This is a genomic window from Streptomyces sp. NPDC020379, from assembly GCF_044387105.1.
In the GTDB taxonomy this organism is placed as follows: Bacteria; Actinomycetota; Actinomycetes; order Streptomycetales; family Streptomycetaceae; genus Streptomyces.
Genome location: NZ_JBIRVR010000047.1, coordinates 1 through 9486, shown reverse-complemented (window position 1 = coordinate 9486; position 9486 = coordinate 1). Strand labels below are relative to the sequence as shown.

The window sequence follows — 9486 nt, the reverse complement described above, 5'->3', positions numbered from 1 at the left end:
GTGCGGTGCTGGCCGACTTCACGGAGGTGGACATTGCTGCTGTCAATGGGCCGTCCTCGGTGGTGGTTTCGGGTGTTGAGGCGTCGGTGGCGGGGCTGGAGGCAGTGTGGCGGGGTGAGGGTCGCCGGGTGCGGCGGCTGCGTGTCTCGCACGCGTTTCACTCTCCGTTGATGGAGCCGATGCTGGCCGACTTCCGTACGACGGTTGAGGGGCTGTCGTATGAGGCGCCGCGCGTTCCGCTGGTGTCCAACCTCACCGGCGGTCTTGTCACCGCTGACGAAGTGTGTGATCCGGAATACTGGGTGCGCCACGTCCGCGCGACCGTACGTTTCGCCGACGGCGTGGCGTGTCTGGCGGACCAGGGTGTGACCACGTTCCTGGAGCTGGGGCCGGATGGTGTTCTGTCCGGCATGGGTCAGGACGCCGCTCCGCAGGCGCTCTTCACCGCAGCCCTGCGCAGGGACCGCGACGAGGCAGCGTCGCTGTTGGAGGCCCTGGCTCAGGTCCATGTCCAGGGTCACTCCGTGGACTGGGCCACGCTGCTCGCCCCGGCCCGTCCCCGGCAGGTCGATCTGCCGACCTACGCCTTCCAGCGCGAGCGCTACTGGCTGGAGTCGGTGGCAGGGCCGGCGGACGTCGGGTCCATCGGGCTCGGTGCGGCGGATCATCCGCTGCTGGGTGCCGCGGTGACGCTGCCGGACTCCGACGGCTGCCTGTACACCGGTCGGCTGTCCGTACGCACCCAGCCGTGGCTGGCGGACCACGCGGTGCTGGGGGCAGTGGTGGTGCCCGGGACCGCGCTCGTCGATCTGGCGCTTCACGCGGGTGCCCGCTTCGGGTGCGTCCAGGTGGACGATCTGGTGCTGGAAGCGCCGCTCGTCCTGCCCGAACACGGCGCGCTCCAGCTCCAGGTCGTCGTCGGTGGCGCCGACGACAGCGGTCGGCGGTCCGTCAATGTCTATGCCCGGCAGGAGTCCGGCGACCCGGACCGGCCCTGGACGCGTCATGCCGGAGGCACGCTGACCACGGCCCTGACCGGGACGGTGCCGCAGCTGTCGGACGAGCCGGGCGTGTGGCCGCCGTCCGGAGCCGTCGCGGTGGACATCGAGGGCATGTACGAGCAGTTCGCGCTGGGCGGCCTGGCGTACGGCCCGGTGTTCCAGGGCGTACGGGCGGCCTGGCGGCGGGGCGACGAGGTCTTCGCCGAAGTGGCGCTGCCCGAGGAGCACGCCCAGGAGGCGACCCGCTACGGGATCCACCCCGCCCTGCTCGACGCGGCCTTGCACGTGGCCGGGCCCGCGGGCCTGGTCGACGCGGGCGCGGAGGACACGGACCGGGTCCGCCTTCCGTTCGTCTGGAACGGGGCGTCCGTGCACGCCACCGGAGCGGCCAGGGTCCGCGTGCGCCTGACGGCCGCGGGGGCGGACGGTGTGTCGGTCGTCGTGGCCGACGAGTCCGGCCGGTTGGTGGCAGCGGTGGACGAGTTGGTGACGCGACCGGTCACGCCCGCGCAGATCGACGCGGCCCGTGGCGGCCTGCGCGAGTCGCTGTTCCGGCTCGACTGGCTCGGCATGACGCCGGGAACAGCGGCTCCGTCCGCCCTCCGCTGCGCGCTGATCGGCGACGGGGACGACGACCTGGCGACGGGCCTGCGGTCCGCCGGCTGGGACGTGACGGCGCACAGCGATCTGACGAGCCTGGCCGAATTCCACACCGGTGGGCCGTCCCTTCCGGAGTGCGTCTTCCTCACCGTCCCGAGCCGCGCCGGTGCCGACACCGACGGGCTGCGTGCGGCGGTGGCCGGGGCACTGGGGCAGGTGCAGGGGTGGCTGGCGGACGAGCGGTTCGCCGGCTCCCGCCTGGTCGTCGTCACTCGGGGCGCGGTGGCGACCGACGCCCACGGTGTGCGCGACGCCGACGCGGCCGCCGTGTGGGGCCTGGTGCGGTCCACGCAGGCGGAGCATCCGGACCGGTTGGTCCTCCTCGACCTCGGCGACCCCGCCGACGCCGCGCCCGTCGCCGCGGCCCTCGCCTCGGGCGAGCCGCAGGTGGCCGTGCGCGACGGGCGGGCCCTCGTGCCCCGGCTGGTCCGCGTCGGCGAGAGCGGACCGTCGGCAGGCGCGTCGGCCACCTGGGACACGGAGGGCACGGTGCTCGTCACCGGAGCGACCGGCGCCCTCGGCGGCCTCGTGGCCCGGCACCTGGTGGCGGAACACGGAGTGCGGCACCTGTTGCTGCTGAGCCGCAGGGGAGCGCGGGCGGACGGAGCGGCGGAACTGGCGGCCGAACTGACCGCCGCCGGGGCCTCGGTGACCTGGGCCGCCTGCGACGTGGCGGACCGGGACGCACTCGGTGCGGTGCTGGCGGGCATCCCCGCCGAGCACCCGCTGAAGGGCGTCGTGCATGCCGCCGCCGTACTCGACGACGGTGTCATCGGGTCACTGACGCCCGAGCGCCTCGACACGGTGCTGCGCCCCAAGGCGGAGGCGGCCGTGGCGCTCCACGAGCTGACCCGGGAGCTGGACCTCTCGGCGTTCGTGCTCTTCTCCTCCGTCGCCGGCACGCTGGGCGCCGCCGGGCAGGGCAACTACGCCGCCGCGAACGCCTTCCTCGACGCTCTCGTCTCCCAGCGCCGCGCCCAGGGCCTGCCCGGCCTGTCGCTGGCCTGGGGCCTGTGGGAGCAGCGCAGCGCGCTGACCGAGGGGCTGGCCGAGGTGGACAAGCGGCGCATGGGCGGCATCGGCCTCGGTGCGCTGTCGAGCGACGACGGGCTGGCGCTGTTCGACGCCTGCTGCGCCGGTGGTGCCACCGTGGTGGCGCCGATGCGGCTGGACATGACGGCCCTGCGGGCCACCGTCCAGGCCGCCGGCGGCGATGTGCCGCACGTCCTCCGTGAGTTGCTGCGCCTGCCCGGCAACCGTGCGGCCGCGGAGAGCGCCGCTCCGTCGGTGGGCCTGCGGGAACGGCTGGCCGGCACGCAGGCGGCGGAAGGCGAACGCATCGTGCTGGACGCCGTACGCCGCAACGTCGCGGCCGTCCTCGGCCACGGCGGCACGGAGACGGTGGAACCGGGGCGTGCCTTCAAGGACGTCGGATTCGACTCGCTGACGTCCGTGGAGCTGCGCAACCGGCTGACCGCGGCCACCGGACTGCGGCTGCCCGCCACCCTCGTCTTCGACTATCCGACGCCCAACGCCCTGGCCCGCCACCTCCACCAGGAACTGACGCGGGACACCGGCACCACCTTCGAGCCGGTGGCCGTGCGGCTCGACCGCCTCGAAGCCGGTCTGTCGGCCATGACCTTGGAAGAGGTCGGCCGCACGGATGTGATCTCCCGGCTGCGGGACCTGCTGGCGAAATACGACGAGACACAGGAAATACCGGAAAGCGCCGCCCTCGCCGACCAACTCCAATCGGCGACGGACGGCGATCTCTTCAGGATGGTGGACGAGGATCTCGGAATCATCTGAGCCGATCGCCCGCAATGTCCGACCGCCTGTCGGTCAATCTCTTTTCGGCCGGTCGCCCTATGGCCGACAGCTTTTGATGGGAAAGCGCGATGAGTAACGAAGACAAGCTCCGGGATTACCTCAAGCGAGTCATTGCCGAGCTGCACCAGACGCGGCAGCGCCTCCAGGAGGCGGAGTCCGCCGACCACGAGCCGATCGCCATCGTGGCGATGAGCTGCCGCTACCCGGGCGGAGTGCGCTCGCCCGAGGAGCTGTGGCGGTCGGTGGCCGCCGGCGTGGACGCCATCTCGGGCTTTCCCGAGGACCGCGGCTGGGATGTCGAGGGGCTGTACGACCCCGATCCGGACGCCGTGGGCAAGAGCTACGCACGCGAAGGCGGATTCCTGCACGGGGCCGGTGACTTCGACCCGGCGTTCTTCGGCATCTCCCCGCGCGAGGCGCTGGCCACCGACCCGCAGCAGCGGCTGCTGCTGGAGACCGCCTGGGAGGCGTTCGAGCGGGCTGGCATCGACCCCGCGTCGGTACGCGGCAGCCGCACCGGCATCTTCACCGGCGTCATGTACCACGACTACGGCACCGGCCTGGAGTCGGTCCCGGCGGGCGTCGAGGGCTACCTCGGCAACGGCACCGCAGGCAGCATCGCCTCCGGCCGGGTGGCCTACACCCTGGGCCTGGAGGGCCCGGCGGTGACGATCGACACCGCCTGTTCGTCCTCCCTGGTGGCGCTGCACTGGGCCGCCCAGGCTCTTCGCCGGCGCGAGTGCACGCTCGCCCTGGCGGGCGGTGTCACGGTCATGTCCACCCCCGGGACCTTCGTGGAGTTCAGCCGCCAGCGCGGGCTGGCCCCCGACGGCCGTTGCAAGCCCTTCGCGGCGGCGGCCGACGGCACCGGCTGGGGCGAGGGCGTCGGCCTGCTCCTGCTGGAGCGCCTGTCGGACGCGCGGCGCAACGGCCACCCCGTGCTGGCAGTGGTCCGCGGCTCCGCCGTCAACCAGGACGGCGCGAGCAACGGCCTGACCGCGCCGAACGGCCCGTCCCAGCAGCGCGTCATCCGCGCCGCCCTGGCGGACGCCAGGCTCTCCGCCAAGCAGGTGGCGGCCGTCGAGGCGCACGGTACGGGCACGACGCTGGGTGACCCGATCGAGGCGCAGGCGCTGCTCGCGACGTACGGCCAGGAGCGGCCGGAGGGCGAGCCGCTGTGGCTCGGCTCGATCAAGTCGAACATCGGCCACACCCAGGCGGCCGCCGGTGTCGCCGGTGTGATCAAGATGGTGCAGGCGATCAGGCACGGCCTGCTGCCGCAGACCCTGCACGTCGATGAGCCGTCCCCGCACGTGGACTGGTCCGCCGGGGCCGTCAGGCTCCTGACCGACCCCACGCCGTGGCCGGAGAGCGACGAACTCCGCCGGGCGGCCGTGTCGTCCTTCGGGATCAGCGGCACGAACGCGCACGTGATTCTTGAGCAGGCGCCCGCGGCGGTGGCCGAAGAGGAGCCGGCGCGGGTCGAGGCGCCGGTGGTGCCGTGGGTGGTGTCGGCGCGTTCGGAGAGCGCGCTGGCTGCGCAGGCGGAGCGGTTGTTGGCGCGTGTGGGGGAGTTGTCGCCGCTGGACGTGGGCTTCTCGCTGGCGTCCGGCCGGAGTGCTTTCGAGCACCGTGCTGTGGTGCTGGCCGGACATCAGGTTGGTCTGAGCGCTCTGGTGGAGGGGCGTGAGGCGCCCGGTGTGGTGCGGGGTCGTGTCGCGGGGGCGGATGGCCGTGTGGCGTTCGTGTTCCCGGGGCAGGGGTCGCAGTGGGCCGGTATGGCGGCTGAACTGCTGGGTTCCTCGGCGGTGTTCGCGGAGCGTCTGGGCGAGTGTGCGGCGGCGTTGGCGCCGTATGTGGATTGGTCGTTGACCGATCTGCTGCGTGCGGAGGACGCCGGCTGGCTTGAGCAGGTCGACGTGGTGCAGCCGGTGTTGTGGGCTGTGATGGTTTCGTTGGCCGAGGTGTGGCGTTCGACCGGTGTGGAACCGGCCGCTGTCATCGGTCACTCGCAGGGCGAGATTGCGGCGGCGTGTGTTGCGGGTGCGCTGTCCTTGGAGGATGCGGCGAAGGTGGTGGCGCTGCGGAGCAAGGCTCTGCGGGCCCTGTCCGGGCGCGGCGGCATGGTGTCCGTCTCGCTGGATGTGCAGGCGGTCGAGGAGCGCCTGGACGATCGTTTGTCTGTGGCCGCGATCAACGGACCCGCCACGGTGGTTGTGTCCGGAGACACGGACGCCCTCGATGAACTCCTCGCCGGCTGTGAGGCGGACGGTATCCGTGCGCGTCGTGTCGCGGTGGATTACGCCTCGCACTGCGCACACGTGGAGGAGATCGAGAGCGCGCTGTTGCGCGACCTCGCCGGAATCTCCCCGCGCCCGGCCTCCGTGCCGTTCTATTCCACGGTGACCGGTGGAGTGCTGGAGACTGGCGCTCTCGATGCTGCCTACTGGTACCGCAACCTGCGCCAGACCGTGCGCTTCCAGGAAGCCGTCCAGGCACTGCTGGATGACGGTTTCCGCCTGTTCGTGGAGTCCAGCGCCCACCCGGTTCTGACCATGGGCATCGAGCAGACCGCCGAAGCCCACACCATCACCGCTGTCGGTTCCCTGCGCCGCGACGAGGGCGGCCTGGACCGCTTCCTGACCTCTGCCGCCGAAGCCTTCGTCGGCGGCGCCTCCATCGACTGGGCCAAGCTCTTCGACGGCACGGGCGCGCGTCGCGTCGACCTCCCCACGTACGCCTTCCAGCGTGAGCGCTACTGGCTGGAGACCACAGGCCCGATGGTGAGCCAGAACGCCGCCGCCAGCCTGGGCCTGGGCTCGGCCGACCATCCGCTTCTGGGCGCGGTCGTGGCCTTGGCGGATGCGGAAGGGTTCCTGCTGACGGGCCGCCTGTCGTTGCGTACGCACCCGTGGCTGGCCGATCACGCCGTCGGTGAGACGGTGTTGCTGCCGGGCACGGCGTTCGTGGAGCTCGCGCTGCGGGCCGGGGACGCGGTCGGCCGCGACCACCTGGACGAGCTGACCCTCGAAGCCCCCCTCGTGCTGCCCGACAACGGTGCGGTCCAGGTGCAGCTGTCGGTGGGCGTCGCGGACGTGGCGGGGCAGCGGCCGCTGGCCGTGTACTCCCGGCCGGAGGACGACGCCGACGGCCCCTGGACGCGGCACGCCACCGGTGTGCTGACGGACAGCCCGACCCGTGGTACCGAGGAAGCCGCGGTCGCCGCCGAGCTGGCCGTCTGGCCGCCGGCCGGTGCGGAGCCGGTCGCGGTGGACGACCTGTACGAGCGGCTGGCGGCGACGGGGCTCCGGTACGGGGCGGCCTTCCAGGGCGTGCGGGCGGCCTGGCGTCGTGGCGACGAGGTGTTCGCCGAGGTCGCACTCGCCGAGGAACAGCGCGCCGACGCGAGCCGATTCGGGCTGCACCCCGCGCTGCTGGACTCCGCCCTGCACGCCATGGCCTCCGGCCCGGAGGCACAGGAGCGGACCGCGGGCGACCGCGGGCCCGGCCTGCCGTTCGTGTGGGGCGGGGTGTCCCTGTTCGCGACGGGTGCGGACGCGCTGCGCGTACGGCTCGCCCCGGCAGGGCCGGAAGCGGTGTCCCTGGTCGCCGCGGACACCGCCGGTGCTCCGGTCGCGACGGTGACGTCCTTGGTCACGCGTACCGTCTCGGCGGAGCAGCTGGAGGCCGCGGCGAGCGCCACGCACGACGCGCTCTATCGTGTCGCCTGGCGCGGCGTTCCGATGCGTGCCGCCGCGCCCACGGCGCGGTGGGCGGCGTTCGGCCCGGCGGCCGCGCACCTCGATGACGCGCTGGGCGCGGTGGTCCACCCGGACCTGGCGGCGCTGCGGGCGGCCGTGGAGGGCGGCGCGGCGGTTCCCGACGCGGTGGCGGTCTCCTTCACCGCGCCCTTCGACGGCGATCCGGCCGATGTCCGGGGTGCCACGCGGCGGGCTCTGGAGATGCTGCAGGAGTGGCTGTCCGAGGAGCGGTTCGCCGGGTCGCGCCTGGTCGTGGTGACCCGGGGCGCGGTGGCGACCGCGCCCGACGAGGACGTGCCCGACCTGGCGGCGGCCGCGGTGTGGGGTCTGGTGCGGTCGGCGCAGGCGGAGCACCCTGACCGTTTCGTCCTGGTCGACCTGGACGAGCGGCGGACGCCCACCGGCGTGCTCAACGCGGTGCGGGCTTCCGGCGAACCTCAGATCGCCGTGCGGTCGGGCGAGTTGTTCGCGCCGAGGCTGGCGCGCGCGGAGGCGGCCACGGCGGAGTCCGGATTCGACTGGGATCTGGACGGCACGGTGCTGCTGACCGGTGCGACCGGCACGCTGGGCAGCCTGGTGGCACGGCACCTGGTCGTGCGGCACGGCGTACGGCATCTGCTGCTGGTCTCCCGGCGGGGCCTGGAGGCGACGGGCGCGCCCGAGCTGGCGGCGGAACTGACGGCGCTGGGCGCCTCGGTGACCGTAGCGGCGTGTGACACGTCCGACCGCGCGGCCCTGGAGGAACTCCTGGCCGATGTGCCCGCCGAGCACCCCCTGACGGGAGTCGTGCACGCGGCCGGTGTGCTCGACGACGGCGTCGTCGCGTCGCTCACGCCGGAACAGATCGACGCGGTGCTGCGCCCCAAGGTCGACGCGGCCCTCCACCTGCACGAGCTGACGCGCGGCCTGGACCTGTCCGCGTTCGTGCTCTTCTCCTCGGCCGCCGGTACGTTCGGTGGCGCGGGTCAGGGCAACTACGCTGCCGCGAACGCGTTCGTCGACGCCCTGGCGGCCCACCGGCGCGCCCACGGCCTGCCCGCGGTCTCGCTCGGCTGGGGCTTCTGGGCCGAACGCAGTGGCATGACCGGTCACTTGGACAACGCGGACGTCCGCCGCATGCGCCGCGGCGGCATCTCCCCGCTCACCTCGGACGAGGGCCTGGCACTGTTCGACACCGCCGCGACCACTGCGGAAGCGGTGCTGCTGCCCCTGCGACTCGACCTGCCGGCGCTGCGCGCCCAGGCTTCGTCCGGGGTGGTGCCCGCGCTGCTGCGTGACCTGCTGCGCGTCCCCACACGCCGTACGGTGGAGGCGTCGTCCGGCGCCGACGCCCCGGAGCTGTGGCGGCGCATCGCCAACCTGTCGGAGTCCGAGCGGGACGAGGCCCTGCGCGCCCTGGTGTGCACGCAGGTCGCCGCCGTCCTGGGGTACGCCGACGGGAGCTCGGTCGACAGCGAGCGTGCTTTCAAGGAGCTCGGTTTCGACTCGTTGACGGCGGTGGAGCTGCGGAACCGGTTGAACGTGGTGACGGGTCTGCGGCTGTCGGCCACGCTGGTCTTCGATTACCCGAGTCCTGCTGTGCTCGCTCGTCATCTGCTGGGTGAGTTGGTGTCGGCGCATGCGGGGGCCGTTGCCCCTGCGGCGGCTCCGGCCGGCGCTGTGGCCGTGTCCGTCGACGAGCCGATCGCCATCGTCGCGATGAGCTGCCGCTTCCCCGGCGGCGTACGCACTCCGGAGGAGCTCTGGCAGCTGCTCGAACACGGCACCGACGCCATGTCCGCGTTCCCCGACGACCGCGGCTGGAACATCGACGAGCTGTACGACCCGCACTCCGACGTACCGGGGAAGATCCATGCCCGCGAGGGCGGATTCCTCTACGACGCCGGTGAGTTCGATCCCGCGTTCTTCGGGATCTCGCCGCGTGAGGCGTTGGCGATGGATCCGCAGCAGCGGCTGCTGCTGGAGACGTCGTGGGAGGCGTTCGAGCGGGCCGGGATCGATCCGGTGTCGGTGCGGGGCAGTCAGACCGGTGTGTTCGCCGGGATCATGCACCACGACTACGGCCTCCTCCAGGGCCCCGACGGCACGCCCGGCTCCCCGAGCCCCGGCAGCATCGTCTCCGGGCGTGTGTCCTACACGTTCGGTTTCGAGGGTCCTGCGGTGACGGTGGACACGGCGTGTTCGTCGTCGTTGGTGGCGTTGCATCTGGCGGTGCAGTCGTTGCGTCAGGGTGA

At 72.9% G+C, this 9486-nt stretch carries 2 protein-coding genes; both read left to right on the top strand.

Annotation, left to right across the window (positions count from 1 at the left end):
• The first annotated feature begins 5 nt into the window (after positions 1-5).
• Positions 6-3470, top strand: a complete 3465-nt coding sequence (locus ACH427_RS32125) for an SDR family NAD(P)-dependent oxidoreductase (protein ID WP_398875326.1) — start codon at positions 6-8, stop codon at positions 3468-3470.
• Between the two features lie 89 nt (positions 3471-3559).
• On the top strand, positions 3560-9486 hold a 5927-nt coding region (locus ACH427_RS32120; protein WP_398875324.1), incomplete at its 3' end, for a type I polyketide synthase.